This is a genomic window from Bacillus cereus group sp. N31 (genome assembly GCF_016483245.1).
Classification (GTDB): domain Bacteria; phylum Bacillota; class Bacilli; order Bacillales; family Bacillaceae_G; genus Bacillus_A; species Bacillus_A toyonensis.
Genome location: NZ_JAEHCH010000011.1, coordinates 16627 through 34131, shown reverse-complemented (window position 1 = coordinate 34131; position 17505 = coordinate 16627). Strand labels below are relative to the sequence as shown.

Genomic DNA, 17505 nt, shown 5'->3' with positions numbered 1-17505 from the left:
TATTTTCATAGATTGGAGAATTCATTCATGACTAACGTTGCGATTAGAAGGCCGAATTTGGATGATTTAGAGGAACTTCACTTGTTTTTCCGTATAGTTATTACGGATACATATAAAAATGAAGGATTATCACAATTATTGGATGACATAGAAAATGAAATTAACTCGAAAAAGCAATATTTAAAAGATGATTTTGATAGTAATGGAGAAAATCGTTACTTTTTATTAGCGATAGATACAAATAACGATAAAATGATTGGAACAATTGAAATTGGTCCAGCAAGTACATTGATTACTAGTTGTACAGGCGGTGTACTTAAGGATTTGTATGAAATAGGAACTGTATTTATACTTCCTGAGTATCAAAGAAAGGGTATAGGGAGTTTACTATTACATGCAATGTATCTTACATTACTTAGCAGAGGAATAACAGAATACTGTTTAGATAGTGGATACAAAAAAGCACAAAGTATATGGACGAAGAAGTTTGGAGAACCTAGTTATGTACTGAAGGATTATTGGGGAAAATCAAGTGATCACATGATTTGGAAGAAGAGTTTACATGATACACCTATAATATTTGAATTATAAAATGAAATATGCCTCTGGACATAGCTTTTCTTACGTATGTATGCTATTATTTATCTTTATAATAAAAGAGGACGTGAATGAACTTGATTAAAATTAATATTCCTGAAGCTGATGTTTCAATTACTGAACGTAAACAAGTTATTAAAGGAGACGAGGCAATCATTACTCCAATTAATGGTTTTATCGATTTCCACTTGTTCCCTAGAGATAAAGGCGGCATTTTTATGTTTTACAATATTAATGACGAACTGCTTTTCGTAGGTAAAGCTCGTAAAATTAGACAACGTATTAAAAAACACTTTGAAGACAATGTTTCACCAATTAAAAATCATCGTGACGAAGTATACCGTATTGATGCATGTATCGTAGAAGATCCAACAGAAAGAGAAATTTACGAAACATATATCATTAATGAATACAAAGCAAAATATAACGTTGATAAAGTATTCTATAAATAAGCAACATAAACGAAAAACAATCCTAGCATTTATACTGGGATTGTTTTTTTATTTAGCTTTATTTTTCATTTCTTTCTCCTTTTTTAAAATAATTAGCAGCAATTAAACAGAAAACCCCTATAAATAAAATTATTATTCCGAGCGTTTTATGTTTTCCTTCAAAGAAAGGAATGTCTGAAATAACATTAGTCATACATAATCCTAAAAACACAAGGATAGGACCCTCCCAAAGTAATACATTGCCGAATTTTGTATGCCTCCACATATTAACCCACCTCGACTCTCTTTACATATATATCCATAATTTAAAAGTAAATTCATAGAGAAATATAGTTTTTTTCATATCGAAAATTTAACCTTCATATATTGGTACAAGCAAACGAGAAAGGAGACCATCATGAATTGGTTAGAAGCATTTATTTTAGGTATAATTCAAGGATTAACAGAGTTTTTACCGATTAGTAGTACAGGGCACCTTTATTTAGGACGGCATTTGTTTCAATTAGATGAAGCGGGATTGTTTTTAGATACGATGCTGCATATTGGGACTTTGCTTGCGGTGTTTATTTATTACAAAAAAGAATTTATATATTTAATGAAAAATCCATTTTCAAAGCTTATGTTATTACTTATCGTTGGGACGATACCTGCGGTTGTAATCGGTTTATTATTTAAAGACTTCTTTGAAGATATTTCAAAAACAGGCATTACCATCGGTTGGGAGTTTTTAGTGACAGGTTTCTTTCTATATATGGCCGATAAACAAAAGGATGGTCGTAAAAAAATGGACGACATTACATATAAAGATGCATTTATCATTGGTTCATTTCAAGCGGCTGCTATTTTCCCGGCAATTTCTCGCTCTGGAATGACGATTGTCGCTGCTTTATGGAGAAAACTAGACCGTGAAACAGCAGCATACTTTTCTTTTTTATTATCTACGCCAGCAATAGTCGGGGCAATCATCTTGCAATTTATAGATGTTTTTCAAGGGAAAGCAGAATCTATTTCTAGTACATCATTAATTGTCGGAACGTTATCAGCAGCTTTCTTTGGTTACATAGCAGTTTCATGGATGATTCAATATTTAAAACGTCATTCCTTAAAAGTATTCGCGTATTACGTATGGGGATTAGGTATTTTAATTTTAACGTTGCAATTTACTCATGTATTTTAATTATAATGATAAAGAAGCAATGTAATTAAGGTCCTGTTTCATTTATACACGACAGGATCTCTTTTTATTAAGGGGGAGAATATGTTTAATAAGGCTATTGTTATTGGTGGAAGTATGGCAGGAAAGTTTGCAGCAAAGGCATTATCAACTTCTTTTAAAGAAGTAATCATTTTAGAAGTCGGTGACAAATGGGATGGAAAAGCTTCAAGAAAAAGAGTTCCACAAAGCGATCATCCTCACGTGTTATTAAAAGGTGGAGAAAAAGCAATTGAAGAATTGTTTCCTACTATTACGAATGAATTAATAAAAGCGGGCAGTATTATAAATAACTTTACGCGTGATTTGAAATGGCATCAATTTGGTCTATGGAAACAACCATTCATAGGGGAAGTTCATATGATTCAACAAAGTCGTCCTTTATTAGAATGGCATATTCAAAAACGAATTGATCAAATTTCAAATATTACTATTACATATAAAACATTGGTTAATGGGTTATTAGTAGATGGGAAGCTTAACAAAGTGTGTGGAGTAAAAGTTAAATATTTAGAGACAGGCATGCAAGAAGAAGTTCATGCAGATATTGTAATTGATGCAAGTGGATTTGGCTCAAAAAGTATGGAGTGGCTACGAGAATACGAAATTGAAGTACAAGAAGAGAAAGTTCGTATCGATTTATTTTACGCAACAAAAATGTTCCAACTTAAAGAAAATGAGGAGTTAGACTGTTGTAATATGCTAATGTCTCCGAGTTTCCCTGAAAACCCTTATGGCGTTCTTATTCAAACGATTGAAGATAATCGTTATTTTGTTACTTTCAGTGGATACGCAAATGAGAAAGCACCACAAACAGATGATGAGTTTTATGATTTTGCTGAAAACCTATCAATTTCTAATGTTACAGACTTCCTAAACAAGGCTGAGGGAATTACTGATATAAAGACATACAAAATTCCCTATCAAGTACGCCGACGATTTGATTTAGTTAACAATGTACCAGAAGGGTTGTTAGTAGTTGGAGATGCACAATGTCGTTTTGATCCTGTTTTCGGTCAAGGTGTTTCAGTTGCTGCTATGGAAGCTCACCAATTGCAATTACTTCTGCAAAGTAGAAAACAGCTCGATAAAACATTTACACAACAATTTTATAAAAAGACAGCTGACATAATAGAAATCCCTTGGGATATGACAACAACGGAAATATCACGTCACCCGCAGCTAAAGAGAGAATTAACTACGAAACAAAAATTTCAGCTATGGTATACGAAACAAATATATCGACTTTCCGCAAGTGATTCTGATGTTTATATTCGGTTAGTACGAGTGATGAATTTGATTCGTAGTCCATTTCACCTTTTTCATCCGAAAGTGCTACTAGCTGTATTACTTAATCGAAAGAAATAGCAGGAATATAATTGATTAAAAAAGAATGTATAACAGTTAGTAAATCAAGAAGGAGAATACGGGATGGAAATATACATAGAGCAACTAAAAAAACAAGATGCTGCGGATTTATTTACATTTGAACTTACGAATAAATCTTTTTTTGAAACGATGGTACCAAATCGTGGTTCGCAATATTTCGATTTTGAATATTTTCAAAAACTATTAGACGATTTATTAATAGAACAGGCAGATGGAAGTTCTTATTTTTATTTAATTCGTAATGAAGAAAAAGAAATTGTAGGACGAATTAACTTAGTAAATATAGATACCGAAACTCGAATCAGTTCGTTAGGTTATCGAGTCGGAGAAAAATTCACTAAAAAAGGAGTTGCAACAGCAGCTGTAAAATTAATTTTAGATGTAGCGAAAAATAATGAAATTAATGAGGTTCATGCTAAAACAACGACTAATAATCTTGCATCACAAATTGTACTAGAAAAAAGCGGATTTTCTCTTAAAAATGAAGCAGATACAACTTCTGTAGACTTAAACGGAGAACGTGTAAATTTTGTACATTATATTTGCAGAACTACTTCGTGTTCAAAATAATAGGGGGGACTTATTCATGAATGATTTACGATATCCAATTGGCCAATTTACATACAAGCGTCCTATTACTGAGGAAATGATTGATAAATGGATTCAAGAAATTGAGGATGTACCTACTGATTTAGCAAAGGCAATTAAAGATTTAGATCAGAAGCAGTTAGACACACCGTATCGCGTTGGTGGATGGACAGTTCGTCAAGTTGTTCATCACGTTGTTGATAGCCATATGAATAGTTACATACGCTTTAAATTAGCACTAACAGAAAAGAATCCAACTATTAAACCGTATAAAGAAGAAAAATGGGCAGAATTACCAGATTCGAAACTACCTGTAGATGTTTCACTAGTAATGCTAGATTCATTACATAAAAGATGGGTTAACCTTTTATATTCATTAGAACCTACTGATTTAGAAAAGACATTTAATCATCCTGAATCTGGTGAAACAAAACTGGCTGTTGCAATTGGACTATACGCATGGCACGGTCGTCATCATACAGCTCATATTACTTCATTAAGAAAGCGTCTAGATTGGTAAGATGAATATTATACTAAAACGAGCAAATGAGAAAGATGCACTGGACATATTTACAATGCAAATTACAACATTTTATCCGTTATTAGAGAAGTATCAAGACTATGAGACGAGTCCAGCAAATGAGACGATTCAACGAACGATGACAAGAATAAAATACCCAAATGGTGGATTTTATAAAATTATAGTAGATGGTCAGTTTGTTGGGGCAATATGTATATATCATAAAGAAAAAACAAATCAATTTTGGATAAGTCCTATGTTCATACATCCAGAGTTTCAAGGAAACGGAATTGCTCAAAAAGTATTATTATTAATTGAGGAGATGTTTCCTGAAGCGATGAGTTGGGAACTTGCTACTATTTTAGAAGAAGAGAGAAATTGTTTTTTATATGAAAAGATAGGTTATAAAAGAACAGAAGTTATAAAGAAATTAAATGATAAAGCTACACTTATTTATTACAAAAAAGAAAGGTAAAGCATTAGAAGTACGCTTTACCTTTTTATGTCAATAGAGATTAAATATACAAAAATATTGTATATACTTCCAAAATATTCGGGTTAGTAATTTCATAAATGAATAAAAATACAAAATAACTATTTTGTCGTATATGTTACTAACGCTTTTTGAATGCTTAAAATACTATCGTCACCTTTAAATTCTTTTGCAATTGGATCATCCATACTAGACACCCAAATTTTAAGCTCTGCATCTAAATCAAAATGCCCAGCTGTTTCAATGCTAAATTGTGTAATACTTTTATAAGGAATAGAATGATACTCTGTTTTTTTACCTGATATTCCTTGTTTATCTACTAAAATAAGACGACGATTTGTAAATACGATTAAATCGCGAATTAATTTATAAGCATGCTCAACTTTCTCATCGTCTAGCATAATCTTCTCTAAATCACGTTCTACACTTTCTGTACTCGCATTCGATGCATTTCCTAAAATACCGCTAAATAAGCCCATATGAAATTCCTCCTTTAATATGTGTGGGATGTGTTACTTATATTGTACCATGCTACTTACTAAGAAATTATGACATTACTTTAGTAGTTTCTGGTTATTGTTGCAATTCGATTATATAACCTCATCTTAAAATCTTGTGCTAATATGTAAGTAAGAAAAAAGGATTAGAGGGATATAGCATGAAGAATATTGGTTTAGTATTAGAGGGCGGAGGAATGAAAGGTTTATATACTGCAGGAGTACTCGAATATTTCATGGAACAAAACTTATTCTTTCCGTATGTAGTCGGTGTATCTGCTGGAGCGTGTATGGGAGCAACTTATTTATCACGTCAAAAAGGAAGGAATAAGAAAGTAAATACAGAGCTAGTAGCAGATCACAGATATATATCTTATCGAAATTTGATTCGAAACCGTGAATTATTCGGAATGGATTTTTTATTTGATGAAGTACCTAATAAAATTGTACCATTTGATTTTCAAACTTTCTTAAACTCAAATGAACAGTTTGTTATAGGAACGACTGACTGCGAATCAGGACAAGCTATTTATTATAATAAAGCAGAACACGGAAATGATATTTTAAAAATCATTCGTGCATCTAGCTCAGTGCCTTTTATAGCACCTGCTGTAGAATATGATAATCGAAAATTGCTAGATGGAGGAATTATAGATCCTATACCGGTTTTAAAAGCTCAAACTGATGGTTATGAAAAGAACGTTGTAATTATGACAAAACCAGAAGGATATGAGAAGCAGCGAAATAAATTTTCTGGCCTGGCTAAAATTTTATATAGAAAATATCCGGAAATCGCAGAGACTTTAGTAGAGCATTATCGTTTTTATAATGAGACGATATCTTATATGAATCAAAAAGAACAAAAAGATAATTTTTATGTTATTCAGCCTAGCGTACAACTTCCTATAAGCGGAATAGAAAGAAATAAGGAAAAGCTTGTTAATCTATATAATCTTGGGTATATCGATGCTCAATATCACTATGAAAACTTATTGAATTGGATGGAGAAATAAAGGGGTGAGTATTTGAAGTTAGGAAAACAAGTTATGTTTAATGAATTGCAAAAAATGCATAGTCCTCTATATAAACCATTTCTGAATTGTGACATTCAAAAAATACGGAAAGATTATAAAAATATGTTCACAGAAGATGATTGTATAAGCGCTGATTTAAATTATTATTGGATGCATACAGCAGGGACTTTGAGTTACGTACTTAATGAAAACGAAAAGGAGATTTCGTTTGAGCAAATAAAGTGGCTGAGAAAATCATTTTTCGAATGGTTTCCGCAATATCGTTCTATAGAAACAGAAATTGTGAAGTATCCCGTTTTGTATAGAGATTTCATGAATTATGAGAAAGCGCGAAAACTATTACTATATTATCTTACTGAATAAAAATTAAAACGTACAAGTTATGCTGCTAGTGCGTTTTTTTTTCATAAAAAATACAATTTTAATACCTTGTTTATATAGGGATTCTAATACGAAGAAAGAAGTACATATAGAATGATGTAAGGGAGGGAGAGGCGCTTAGATACCGTTTTCCTTTAATCCATTATCCACCTCGAATATAGTTAGTAATATTTCGAGTGAAATTAAGTACTTATTATATCCAGTATTAAATAAGTTAAGCCAGGAGGAACAACAGTAAAATGGAAAACGTATCAAATCTAGATAAATCGGAATCAATAAAATCTTTACAATCGACAATTCGTAAACTTGAAAATGCACTGTCACAAATGACTCAAAAAGATGCAAATACTACATTAGTGAAAAAACGACTTAATGCTGTTTGTGTAGGGTTAGCAGTGCTAGAAAACGTGTGGAATCAAGAAAGCCACCAGTATAGTCAAGAAGAGTTAGCAGAAGCTCGTAATGTCCTTGCTGGTTTGCTTCCATCAATAGAGAGGGCTTATGATAAGTCTAAAGTAGGTAGTCCACAAAGAACTCTTTTAACAAGAAGAATAAAAGCGTTGGAACTTTCTGTTCAGGCAATTGATAAACTTTCCTAATAAAAAGAAAGAACTACAACGAAGGAGGAAGTGGGGGTGACTTCAATAATTAGTCCTAAGTTAGAGGAACTGAATAATCAATTAAAAAATGGAAACGAGAAAGCTTTTTATACTTATTTTCATGAAATAAAGTCAAATAATACGCCACTAATAGAACAATGTCCTGTAGATAATCAATATAAGCTTATAACGTATATATGGTTAGGAGACCAAAAAACTGAAAATGTTTATGTATTCGGAAGTTTTCCTGGTTGGGATCTGTCTGTAAATCAATTAAAAAGGTTGTTACAGACAGATATATGGTATCAAACGTTTAGGACGGATAAGAGTTTTATTTCAACTTATTATTTTTCAGTAAACGATTTTTTCGAAAATGATTGGATAAAGCGTAGTGAACAGTACCAACTAGACCGATTTAATGGAAATACATTTGGAGAAGGTGCTAATAAAGCATCAGTGTTAAGGATAGGGATGGAAGTGCGGTATAGCAGTCGTTTTCCTTCAAAACATTATCCATCCGGAAAAATTGAAACATATTCTTTTCATAGTACGATTTTAAATAACACACGTAAAATTCATATTTATACGCCTCATGATTATTCTCACACTTCACATCTTCAAGAACTTCTCATTGTATTTGATGGGAATTCATTCATTAATAACCTTTCAATCGCAAGAACACTCAATTATTTAATTCACACAAAAGAAATCCCATCTTGTATTGCTGTTGCTATAGAACCAGTTGATCGGCTAGAAGAGCTAACTTATAACGATAAAATGAATATATTTTTAACAGAGGAATTACTACCGTGGATTCATGCTACGTATCGTGTGCATAAAGACGCGAAACATACAACAATTGCCGGTTTCAGTCTTGGTGGCTTAGCAGCTTTTTATGCAGCGCTTCAAAATCCACATGTTTTCGGAAACGTGTTGTCAATGTCTGGATCCGTGCATTGGAAAAAGGATGGTTATGAAAATCAAATTCCTTGGACTGAAAATCAAATTTCATCTATAGATTTCAATACGAGTCAACCTCATTTTTACATAGCAGCAGGAGAACTTGAAAACAAACCTCTTTTAACGGCTAATAGACGCCTGTATAAAACTTTAAAAGAAAAAGGATACCCAAATTACTTATGAAGAGTTTCAAGGCGGTCATGACGGTGTTTGGTGGGGAGAAAAGTTATTTGATGGATTGAAAGCATTAAAACCTACAAAAACGCTACTATAAAATATAAAGGGGAGAGATTTTATGAATCAAGAAGAACTAGATAAAAAACTAAAAAAGCAAGAGATTTTAGTAAAAGATGAGAAAGTTTGGTCCTATACGTATGAGGATCATATTACTTCTATCGTTAAAGAAGCAGAAAAGAAAGGGTCTTTTGATAATTTTCCAGGTAAAGGGAAACCTCTAAATCTAGATAAAGATCTTTCGTATAATCCTGAAAAACAACTGTATAGAACTTTGAAAAATAATCATGTTTTACCTAGGTGGATTGAGCTTTCAAAGGAAATTGATGATTTAAAAGAAAGGCTAAAAGAAACTACAAATACTGCAGAAGCAGCGGATTTAATTCGAACTATTAATAAAAAGGTTTTAGAACATAATCTACTTTGTCCACCAAGTGCGCAAAAAACGAGGATGAAAACGGACTTTTAACAATTTTCAATGAAGCTATCTCTTACTATATAATTAAGTAAGGCATTTTCAATTCATTATTAAAGGGAGGCAAATGTGATGAAGAATACGTATCAACTTCAAATTCCGAAAGAACTAGAACAGTATCGTAGTATTTTAGAAGAAAGTGTGAAACCGTATGTTAAAGTTTCTGGAACATTAGCAGAGACAACTCTTTTTGAGAGTAAGTTTGGTGGTCATCCGTATTTACCTATAGATCAAGAGCATCCTAAAGACTCAAATGGGCAACCGATGATGCTACTTGCTCAATTAAACTTTGAAGAAATGCCTCATATTGAATATATGCCTCAAAATGGTATGTTACAGTTTTTCGTAAGTGCTGATGATGAGCTTTTTGGAGCAGATTTTGATCATCCAACTGACCAAAAAGACTTTCGAATTATGTATCATTCTACAATTACAGAAGATTTAACTAAGGTTATTACTGATTTCAGTTATTTAAACACTTTAGATTCAGAGGATTTTATCATACCTGAAGCAGCAAAACTAAAGTTTGAATTGAATTATCAACCAGTAACATCTAGAGATTATCGATTTGAAATGATTTTTAACGATAACATTGATTGGGAACAAATCGTTGATGAAGAAAATAATACAGAATTAGGCGAACTGTATGATGATTTATGCGAAGAACAAGGACATAAAATCGGCGGTTATCCATTTTTTACACAGACAGATCCAAGAGAATGGGAAGAGAAATACCAGCAACATGATATATTATTGCTGCAAATCGATACAGACGACTCATTACATATTATGTGGGGAGATTCTGGTGTTGCTAATTTCTTTATAAAGAAAGATGATTTGTTAAATCTAGATTTTTCCAATGTTATTTACAATTGGGATTGCTACTAAAAAGATATATATAATCTAATAGCAAGTTAAAAAATCTTCCTGAAGGTGAGGAAGATTTTTTTATGTTACAAATAAACGTTATGTTAACTAGCGTATAGAACAATAAGCGCATTAAAAGTCAAGCGTAAATGATAGAAATAACAACAAATAAAGTAAAGCTGTAAAACGTGTGTAAATAGCAATAAATTGAATAAGTAAAACATAAAATAAAATTATTAATTTATATTTTGTATAGAAATAATTTTTATGCAGAAAAATTTCTTGTCGATTAAAAATGATTTGGATTCGTTAAATCTTAAGCAATTATTGATTAGGATTTGCTGTGATGGATTTATAGCAACATAAACAATAAAAACTGCAAAAATGCGTTTAGATACGATTTTATGTGAATCTCACTGAAAATCTCTGTTTCGTCTCATTAAGTATAGTTTACTTGGTTTTTGATACCTGATATCACTTTGTTTCTATAACTGCCTATAATATATATTATGTTAACTAATTAAAAGTAATAAATTTATTATATGTTAGTATTAGTCGTTATGCTTCCCCTTTCTCTTTGAATTAATACTGTGTGACGGATTGTGTGGTAATTATATTTATGACAATAAAAAATACAATTCGTTTGAAATAAACACATTAAACGAATTGTATTGATATTAATTCCGAATAAGCTTTTAAATTTAGTTTGCTACAGCAATTGCTTCAATTTCAATTAATAAGTTCTCGTTAATTAATTTTCTAACTTCCACAGCAGAACTTGCTGGTGGATTCTTAGTATCAATGTATTGATCTCGAATATCTCTAACAATGGCCATTTGAGAAATATCTGTTAAGAAAAATGTTAATTTTACTACATCATTAAAGTTTAAATTTGAAGTTTTTAATGCACATTTAATATTTTCGAAAACTTGTCGTGTTTGTGTAGCTAAATCACCAATGCCGACTATTTGACCATCAGTGTTAATCGCTACTTGTCCAGATATGTAAATTGTTCGTTTAACGTTAGTAACTTCGACTACATGTGAGTATCCAAAAGTTGGTGGCATCGTTTCTGGATTGATAAATTTCTTTTGCATGGCTCTTCTCCCCTTTGAATATCTTATTTTCTTTATATTAGATTTTAATTTCAGATTATCCCCTATTTACTAATAATTATTTATCCATTCAGCTGCTACATATGTAAAAGTATATTAGTACTTTAATTTAAAGTTATTAATGGATCATGTACGTTTGATTTTCTTGTGCGCTTGTTATAATTACACCTTGTTTTATTAATTCTTCAGTTACTTTTGTATAGAAAAAGTGATACCACCAGATAAAAAACTCTTCATAAGTTATTTCATTTGAGTATCTGCTGCTGGCAAAGTATTGTTTTAAAGGTTTATCGTATTCTTTAAATAATGAGACTAAATCTTCACTGATTGTGTTTGCAATTTCGTTAAGCGTAGATAAGTCTTTTCTTTTAAACACCGGGATAATAGGTTGTGAATTTTGATATAAGCCTAATTTTTCATGAACTACATTTAAATTTAAATTTATTTGTCTATCTGCTGCTACGAAACCTTTTACAAATTGCTTTTTCTTATAATTAATATCAGTATTAGTGTTTTGAAAATATTCTTCAAATATTTCGTTATTTGCTGTTATTAAATTTAATGTTGAATATCGAGAATTTCCATAAAGACCAATTTGAACTTCTCCTAAATCTAAATACGCATTACTATACATCCCGAAAGCCTCTATATCTGCTAGTTCTTGTTCTTGAATAGCATAATAATATCTTTTCTTATTTCTTAAAGGTCGTTTCTTTTTTTAATAGTTTTCTTCAATGTAATTTATTTGTCCAAAATCTAATAACACACCACTATACAGTAAAAGACTATACGATTCTTTAGATAAATGATTAAACGTGTCGATTCTTTTTGAAATAAATTCAATTTGATTTGAATGATTTTCAATGATCTTAAGTGTTGGTTTAATTAGAGGTTCAAAAAGATTATAAAGTTTTTTTCCTTCACAAGTTGTTATCACCATACACGTTGGATAGTACCTCCCTCCTGTTTGTTTCAATAGCCCCTCTACTTCTAATGAATTAACGCGCTTTTCAAATTCATCATTTGTCCAATTTAGCATCATTTTTATAGCATATGACTCAAAACCAAGATGAAATCATTTTAGTTTCATAAGATGTATGTAATATATTCTCCGGACTATTATTAGTGGGCATTTCATATTCCCTCCCTTACTAGTAAATTCATTGTAAAATCTATGTATTTATTAAGTTCTATAAACGAAAATAAGTATCCTCTAATAATCTCAAATTAAAAACCTTAGCATAGATATACTAAGGTTATTTGTATTTTTATAGTGAATGAATTCTTTCATAGTCTTTTTTAAATTGATTATCATTTTTTAACCAACGCTTAAAAGTTGATTCGCTTATTTTTAAATTAGAGCAAGCTGTAGCATTACATTTATTTTTCATATATTCATTAAGGAAATTTTGTTTTCTTTGTTTAACGGCAGTTTGAGTTTGTTTTAGTTTTCGATCTTGTAATTGATCTAGACTTAGACTTTCTTTTCGAAATTTTTCATATTTTCTATGCAAATAAATATCTTTGTCTTTATAAATCCAATTTGAAAATAGTTGTATTGATTTTCTCCCGGTTAATATGACACGATAATGTTTATTTTGATTTAGTAAATCGGCTAGTAAATTGTGATTTTGTAGTACCTGATTTAAAGAATTCATAAAGCTATATGATCCACCTACAAAGCTAACTGTATAAGTTTCATAATTGACGTAACCATCTCCATCAAAATACCCACGAACAAAATGATGTAAAAATTCTTCTGGTACGAAAGGAAATTCAATGTTAAATGATTTACATGGCATAATTCCGTGTATGTTCATAATGTCGTCTTTTATTTTTTTGCTATTAATATTTAGCATGTATACACCTGTTTTTTTATTTTGGTATAGCAGCTGATTTGTGTGTAGTTCTTTTTTATATCTTCTAAAATGTAACTTTCTTTTTGTGATATGCTGACACATTGATTTTCTTTTTGTATAACGCTGTCAGCTACTATAAACCCTAAAATATAAGCCATATTATTTGAACAAGTTTTAAAATAATCTTCTTTTATGTCATACTTTCTCTTCCAGCTCCCTATAGCGCGCCTTGGAACGTTGTTGTCTGTTAGAACCATACGAATATACCTTGCAGACACATTAGCAAGCATAGCAATTTCTTAGGTACTCTTCCCTTCTGCATACAGCTGGATGATTTCAGATTTTGATAGTTTACATTTTGACTTCTTTTTTCTCTCTATTTGCATCTACATCCTCTCCTTCCTATTGTTCATTAGAGACATATTCTCTTCTATAACATACAACGGAACATATGTTCTAGGATTCTTATAAGAGGAATTTTACTAAATTAAAATAATTTACATTTACTTCATATTAGTTTTATCTGCTGCTGAATAAATTCTATTTTATATATACGAATAATAAATTTGACGAATTTATGAAATGTACTGCATGTAAGATGAAAGGTAAAATGATATAGTTTAAAATACAAATAGCTACAATAACAACATACGTATATTGTTAAACGTAAAAAGGAGAACCAATGAATAAGAAATATACAAATCAAATTCATACTGATATGAGTTTTAAACCGAAAGATATTATAGGTTTAATGACGGATTATTTTAAAATGAAATCAAAGCTGCGTCCTATAAAGGATTTACCTATCGTTTTATCAAATAAAGACGATGAATCTTTAGAGAGTGTTACATGGTTTGGCCATTCTGCGTCTCTTTTAAAAGTAGAAGGTAAAAAGCTGTTATTAGATCCTATGCTTGGTGATGCATCTTCCCCATTTCCTATTTTTAATAGTAAGCGGTATAGTGGTGTGTTTTCTTTAGAACGTGAAGACCTTCAAGAAATTGATGCGATTATCATTTCACATAATCACTATGACCACTTAAATTATAAAAGTATTATGGAGTTAAAAGATCGTACGAAGCATTTTTACGTTCCGACGGGAGTTGCACAATATCTTATTAAATGGGGTGTTTCACCTAGTAAGATTAGTGAGCATAAATGGTGGGATGAAATTACGTTTGATACTATTAAGTTAGTATGCGCTCCTGCAAGACATTTCTCTGGACGAAGTATGACAGATAGAGATCGTTCGTTATGGTGTTCATGGCTTATTCTTGGTCAAGAAACTAAAGTCTTCTTTAGTGGTGATAGCGGATATGCTCCTCACTTTAAAGAAATTGGTGATAAATACGGTCCATTTGATCTTACTTTAATGGAATGCGGGCAATATGATACACGTTGGTCTGCTATTCATATGTTGCCTGAAGAGACGGTACAAGCTCATATTGACGTTAAAGGAGAATTACTACTTCCGATTCATTGGGGTGCTTTTACATTAGCGTTGCATGAATGGAGCGATCCAATTGAACGCGTTACGAAAGAAGCAAAACGTTTAGGAGTTACAGTTGCAACGCCACAAATTGGTGAATCAATTACATTAAAATCTACAAACTATCTTTCATCAGCTTGGTGGCGCGAAGTTTAATTGTATATGTAAAAAAGAGCGAACCTTTTTATAAGGGATTCGCTCTTTTTGTAATTAGGATACTTTTTTAGGTGTATCATATGTAACTTCATTTTGTAGTTCTACCACATAAACATACATACCACCAGAGTATGAAGAGTCTTCCCACTTAACAATTCCTTTAAATTGAATTTGATTTTGCTTAACATCTATATCAGTCTCTTCTTTTATTTCACGAATTGCACTTGCTAAAGGTGTTTCTCCCGGTTCTATCTTCCCTCCTACCCCGTTCCATAATCCTTTTACAGGGTCATATTCTCTATTTAGCATCAGTATTTCTTCATTTCTTTTTATAAAGCATAAAGTGTGCTTGTGCATAATGTAAGTCCTTCCTTTGTTCCTAATAAGCTCTTACTGGCGATATAAGATGTACTGCGGCAGATTGCTCTCCTGCTTCGATTAATATCGGTCTCATTGAACCACCAAAACTTAAAGTAACCATTTCTTCTGTTATTGCCCTTAAAGCATCTACCATAAATCGTCCGTCGAAAGATATATTTAATTGTTTTTCACCTTGAATCGCATCTACTTGTTGTGTTTCAGCTATTTTACCAATCTGAGAAGCGTTAGAAGAAATTTTAATTGTGGATTCATTGATGATTTCTAAGTTGACGTTGTTATTTGCCCATTCACTTGCTAATAAGCTCGATCGATCTACACCTTGTAAAATCTTTTTTCTTTCTACGTTAATAACCGTTTGAAATTCATTTGGAATGAGATTAGATATATTAGGATATTTCCCTTCAATGAGTCTTGAATATAACGTAGTTGTTCCGAATGTAAAAATAACGTGACTGTCTGAAAGGTATATGTATACGAATTCCGTATGACTGTTCATTAATTTTAGAAGTTCACTAATGGTTGCGCTTGGTACGATACAATTTGCTTTCGCATCTGAAGAAATTAGCGTTTCACGTATAGCTAGTCTATGCGAGTCAGTAGCAGCGCAAACTAACTTATTATGATCTAACTCTATATGTACCCCGGTGAGAACAGGTCTGGATTCGTTTTTAGCTACTGCAAAGACAGTTTGTTTAAACACTTCAATCAATTGTTCTGTTTCTACTTGTATTTCTGCATGATCCTCTATAAGTGGTACATTCGGAAACTCATTTGCTGGAAGTCCATTTAAGTTTAATGTGATTTCTTCTGATTGTATCGTAATGATTTGTTCATTCTTACTTTTTATTACTATATCACTTGGCATTTTCTTTATTATTTCAATGAAATATTTTGCAGGTACAACAATAGTTCCTGCTTGTAATATAGTTGCAATTTGTTCGTCTTCGATTGAATTAGGTATAAATTTTTTAATAAAAACATTCGAGTTACTTGCGATTAAAGTAATTCCAGATTGATCGGCTGTTATTTTGATACCAGATAATATAGGAATTAAAACTTTTGTAGATATAGCTTTACTTACTTCTGAAAGTGCTTGAGTGATATGTTTGTGATTAACGATAAACTCCATTTTTTCCCCGCCTTAAATGAAATAATTTATTTATAAAGATTGATGAACGATTGTTCCGTTAAAAAAGTAAGGTACTGTTTCTTTCCTTTGTAAAAAATCTAGTAACTGTTCAGGTATACGTAAATACGGTGCTGCTATATGTAATTCCATCCAAGTAATCTCTTCGATTTCTTTTGGACGGGATATATATGTCTCTCCGCCGATTATTTCACCTAAAAAATTAAAGAAAATGGCATGATGGCCTCTCTCCTCGAAAAAGGCTTCGCTTATGGAACAAATCCCCTTTACAGTTATATGTAGCCCTGTTTCTTCTTTTACTTCCCGAATAACTGCCTCTTCTAACGTTTCCCCAAATTTAACTGCGCCACCTGGTAATGTGTAATAAGATCCATTTTTCCCTTTGTTTTTTACCATTAAGATTTTTTCGTTCGTTTTATCGTACAAAAGCGCGTATGTAACATTAACCTTTTTCATATTTACCCCTTTATTAATAAGAATTTTCTGTCTCTATTTCATTTTACCAGATACATACAAATTAAAAAGAACGTATTTTGATATAGATGATTCAAAATACGTTCTTTTCAATTCATTAAATTTTATATATTGAGATTAATTAATTCCATACACTTTATAACCTTTTCTCTAAATAATAATGATTATGTCCTTTTGGATGATCTTCACTCACTCCAATTACTTTAAATCCATGTTTTTTATAAAAATCCGGAGCTTGAAAGCTAAACGTATCTAAGTTGATTAGCCTACATCCTTTTTCAATTGCAAATTCTTCGATAAGTTTTATTAATTTACTTCCGTATCCTTCGTGTCTGCATTCTTCAGAAACCCATAGGAAATCAACATGTACATGGTGCCAAAATGTTATAGCTGTTATCCCTCCTACTATTTCCTCTTTTTCATTTTTCACTATAAAACTAACCTTTTCTGAAGGAGCTTTCTCTTCATTTGAAAGATGCTTTTGATTATATTCAATTACTTTTTCTCGTATGTAATTACTATCTTCTTGAACCCATTGTTTTATTATCTTCATTTTACATATCACGCTCCTTTTATTTTATCTAT

Annotated in this window: 19 protein-coding genes and 4 pseudogenes; 14 read left to right on the top strand and 9 right to left on the bottom strand. The window is 31.4% G+C overall.

All coding sequences use genetic code 11. The annotated features are described in order from the left end of the window. Positions 1–27 precede the first annotated feature (27 nt). Together JDS81_RS15215 and JDS81_RS15210 are read left to right on the top strand one after the other, a co-directional pair. Positions 28–591, top strand: coding sequence for a GNAT family N-acetyltransferase (locus JDS81_RS15215; RefSeq protein WP_000185951.1), 564 nt, complete (start codon positions 28–30; stop codon positions 589–591). Positions 592–668: 77 nt separating this feature from the next. After that, positions 669–1049 (top strand): nucleotide excision repair endonuclease, encoded by a 381-nt coding sequence (locus tag JDS81_RS15210; RefSeq protein ID WP_001048938.1) that lies wholly within the window; start codon positions 669–671, stop codon positions 1047–1049. Positions 1050–1107: 58 nt separating this feature from the next. Here JDS81_RS15210 and JDS81_RS15205 read toward each other — a convergent pair whose 3' ends face one another. Then, the gene (locus JDS81_RS15205; protein ID WP_097952594.1) at positions 1108–1314 is read right to left on the bottom strand and encodes a hypothetical protein; all 207 of its coding nucleotides are present in this window, start codon (positions 1312–1314) and stop codon (positions 1108–1110) included. A 132-nt stretch (positions 1315–1446) separates the two neighbouring features. On the opposite strand from JDS81_RS15205, the gene JDS81_RS15200 reads away from it, so the two are divergent. The 5 genes from JDS81_RS15200 (at position 1447) to JDS81_RS15180 (ending at position 5234) form a co-directional block, all read left to right on the top strand. Next, a complete protein-coding gene (locus JDS81_RS15200; protein WP_070173295.1) occupies positions 1447–2226 on the top strand; it encodes an undecaprenyl-diphosphate phosphatase in 780 nt (259 codons plus the stop codon). Between the two features lie 81 nt (positions 2227–2307). After that, on the top strand, positions 2308–3630 hold the full coding sequence (locus JDS81_RS15195; protein WP_000482067.1) for an NAD(P)/FAD-dependent oxidoreductase: 1323 nt from the start codon (positions 2308–2310) through the stop codon (positions 3628–3630). 63 nt (positions 3631–3693) lie between these two features. Then, positions 3694–4221 carry a GNAT family N-acetyltransferase gene (locus tag JDS81_RS15190; protein WP_097952596.1) on the top strand — a complete coding sequence of 176 codons (528 nt, stop codon included), beginning with the start codon at positions 3694–3696 and terminating at the stop codon, positions 4219–4221. Between the two features lie 16 nt (positions 4222–4237). Next, complete coding sequence (locus tag JDS81_RS15185; RefSeq protein WP_000999060.1) at positions 4238–4759, top strand: YfiT family bacillithiol transferase; 522 nt, start codon at positions 4238–4240, stop codon at positions 4757–4759. 1 nt (position 4760) lies between these two features. Continuing rightward, the gene (locus tag JDS81_RS15180; RefSeq protein WP_097952598.1) at positions 4761–5234 is read left to right on the top strand and encodes a GNAT family N-acetyltransferase; all 474 of its coding nucleotides are present in this window, start codon (positions 4761–4763) and stop codon (positions 5232–5234) included. Positions 5235–5353: 119 nt separating this feature from the next. Here the strand turns inward: JDS81_RS15180 and JDS81_RS15175 are convergent, their stop codons facing one another. Continuing rightward, positions 5354–5731: a PH domain-containing protein gene (locus JDS81_RS15175; protein ID WP_000522467.1), complete on the bottom strand. Its 378-nt coding sequence runs from the start codon at positions 5729–5731 to the stop codon at positions 5354–5356. A gap of 179 nt (positions 5732–5910) precedes the next feature. Here JDS81_RS15175 and JDS81_RS15170 point away from each other — a divergent pair, with 179 nt between their 5' ends. From JDS81_RS15170 to JDS81_RS15145, 6 genes and pseudogenes are all read left to right on the top strand, one after another. Beyond that, entirely contained in the window at positions 5911–6762 is an 852-nt protein-coding gene (locus JDS81_RS15170; protein ID WP_097952600.1) for a patatin-like phospholipase family protein, read from the top strand. Between the two features lie 12 nt (positions 6763–6774). Next, a complete protein-coding gene (locus tag JDS81_RS15165; protein WP_097952602.1) occupies positions 6775–7146 on the top strand; it encodes a YxiJ-like family protein in 372 nt (123 codons plus the stop codon). A gap of 257 nt (positions 7147–7403) precedes the next feature. Then, positions 7404–7763, top strand: coding sequence for a hypothetical protein (locus JDS81_RS15160; RefSeq protein ID WP_000432670.1), 360 nt, complete (start codon positions 7404–7406; stop codon positions 7761–7763). Positions 7764–7799: 36 nt separating this feature from the next. Next, a pseudogene (locus JDS81_RS15155) lies at positions 7800–8997 on the top strand (alpha/beta hydrolase). A 21-nt stretch (positions 8998–9018) separates the two neighbouring features. After that, complete coding sequence (locus JDS81_RS15150; RefSeq protein WP_097952606.1) at positions 9019–9426, top strand: DnaJ family domain-containing protein; 408 nt, start codon at positions 9019–9021, stop codon at positions 9424–9426. 78 nt (positions 9427–9504) lie between these two features. Beyond that, positions 9505–10320 carry a YwqG family protein gene (locus JDS81_RS15145; protein WP_097952608.1) on the top strand — a complete coding sequence of 272 codons (816 nt, stop codon included), beginning with the start codon at positions 9505–9507 and terminating at the stop codon, positions 10318–10320. 680 nt (positions 10321–11000) lie between these two features. On the opposite strand, the gene JDS81_RS15140 is transcribed toward JDS81_RS15145, so the two are convergent. From JDS81_RS15140 to JDS81_RS15130, 3 genes and pseudogenes are all read right to left on the bottom strand, one after another. Next, complete coding sequence (locus JDS81_RS15140; protein ID WP_097952610.1) at positions 11001–11396, bottom strand: RidA family protein; 396 nt, start codon at positions 11394–11396, stop codon at positions 11001–11003. 136 nt (positions 11397–11532) lie between these two features. Then, positions 11533–12547 (bottom strand): annotated as a pseudogene (locus JDS81_RS15135) (hypothetical protein). A 135-nt stretch (positions 12548–12682) separates the two neighbouring features. Continuing rightward, a pseudogene (locus tag JDS81_RS15130) lies at positions 12683–13569 on the bottom strand (LAGLIDADG family homing endonuclease). A 386-nt stretch (positions 13570–13955) separates the two neighbouring features. Between JDS81_RS15130 and JDS81_RS15125 the strand changes: the two are divergent. After that, positions 13956–14918, top strand: coding sequence for an MBL fold metallo-hydrolase (locus JDS81_RS15125; RefSeq protein ID WP_097952612.1), 963 nt, complete (start codon positions 13956–13958; stop codon positions 14916–14918). Between the two features lie 57 nt (positions 14919–14975). Here the strand turns inward: JDS81_RS15125 and JDS81_RS15120 are convergent. The 4 genes and pseudogenes from JDS81_RS15120 to JDS81_RS15105 all read right to left on the bottom strand — a co-directional run. Then, a pseudogene (locus JDS81_RS15120) lies at positions 14976–15275 on the bottom strand (NUDIX hydrolase); the annotation flags it as partial. A gap of 22 nt (positions 15276–15297) precedes the next feature. Then, positions 15298–16428 (bottom strand): DNA polymerase III subunit beta, encoded by a 1131-nt coding sequence (gene dnaN / locus JDS81_RS15115; protein ID WP_000394464.1) that lies wholly within the window; start codon positions 16426–16428, stop codon positions 15298–15300. A gap of 30 nt (positions 16429–16458) precedes the next feature. Then, positions 16459–16902: an NUDIX hydrolase gene (locus JDS81_RS15110; RefSeq protein ID WP_000757632.1), complete on the bottom strand. Its 444-nt coding sequence runs from the start codon at positions 16900–16902 to the stop codon at positions 16459–16461. Positions 16903–17056: 154 nt separating this feature from the next. After that, positions 17057–17473, bottom strand: a complete 417-nt coding sequence (locus tag JDS81_RS15105; protein WP_097952614.1) for a GNAT family N-acetyltransferase — start codon at positions 17471–17473, stop codon at positions 17057–17059. Positions 17474–17505 lie beyond the last annotated feature (32 nt).